We start from the raw sequence: 1,235 nt of genomic DNA, 5'->3' as shown, positions 1-1,235 counted from the left end.
GGGGAAAATCAACACCATTGCTTCTCCCATCAGGGCATAAACTTCTGCCATTGATTTGCGTCCTAACCACTCAATTTTCGGAGATTTTTCCGCTGCTTTTGCCACCTCACCTGCTAAAGGGCCATCGCCAACAATTTTCAGCGGCATGGGATTTTTCAGTTGCTGCCAAGCCGCAAGCAAAGTATCTAGTCCTTTTTCTGGCGAAAGTCTGCCCACGAAAAGAGCATAGCCACCCAGTCCTGCGCCCACACCTGGGTCAGGATCGACAAAGTTTGGCTTCAATAAGATCTTTTCTGCGGGGAAACCACCCTCAATAAATTTCTGGCGAGCAAACTCTGTTTTGACAATGAACAGATCCACCTTCTCTTTCCAAGTCTGCATGGCACGGTGTACCGTTATCATTGTTGCGGATACGCTACTAGCGGCTAAACTATCTCGGTAGCAACTATGCAGGACTCCTGGATAGGGGATGGGTTTCCCCAAACAGTCAACACATACTTTTCCATCACGGAAGAATAACCCATTGGGACACAACAAACGGTAATTTCTCAAGGTTTGCACTACAGGCACGCCCTGTTCCTTAGCAGCATAGTATACCGAGGGAGAAATTAACGGAAAGAAGTTTTGCACATGGACTATATCAAAGGCTTTGTCGATGAGTTTTTGTTTGACAATGTTGAAAGCCTCAGTAGACCAAACGGTTCTCAGTGCCAAGTTTACGGCATTGATCGCAAGAACCCGATCGTTATTCTCCTGATACACTTCTACTTCGTGACCCATGTTCTGCAATAGCCGTTCTTCTAACTCACGAGACTCGTCTTCTCCACCACGGATCTGATAGTTGTTGTGTATGCTCAGTATTCTCACTTCACCCTTCTCCTCTTCTATATAAATGCTAATTAATCAGGTAGATGATTTTTCTTTAATTGGATTTTAAATTACTATAAAAAAGTAAAATTTTTGTACACCTAAAGTAGGATTTTTATTGAATAAATTTCGGATGACAAAGTTTCTTCCGTAGGATGCTATAAGAGGAATTAACATGGGTAGAGTTTTTGCGATCGCCTTCAACAAGGTGAGATCACAGAGTTTGATGTTAAATCGGACGCACCAAAGCATAAATTTCCATGAGCCTGCGGTAGTTTTGTTGAGCGGTGTACTTAGCCTCATACTCGGCCCTTGCCTGTTGACGCATTAATTCCCATTCTTGTTGATGTTGTAAGACCCATTCTACT

At 43.4% G+C, this 1,235-nt stretch carries 1 protein-coding gene; it reads right to left on the bottom strand.

All coding sequences use genetic code 11. The annotated features are described in order from the left end of the window. Positions 1–867 (bottom strand): glycosyltransferase (locus ACE1CC_RS20285; RefSeq protein WP_413272250.1); only part of this gene is annotated, 867 nt, incomplete at its 3' end. Positions 868–1,235: the final 368 nt, after the last annotated feature.

Origin of the sequence: Floridaenema aerugineum BLCC-F46 (assembly GCF_041929345.1) — a bacterium.
GTDB lineage: Bacteria > Cyanobacteriota > Cyanobacteriia > Cyanobacteriales > Aerosakkonemataceae > Floridanema > Floridanema aerugineum.
The sequence above is the reverse complement of the archived record's forward strand: the minus strand, read 5'-3'. Positions and strand labels throughout refer to the sequence as shown.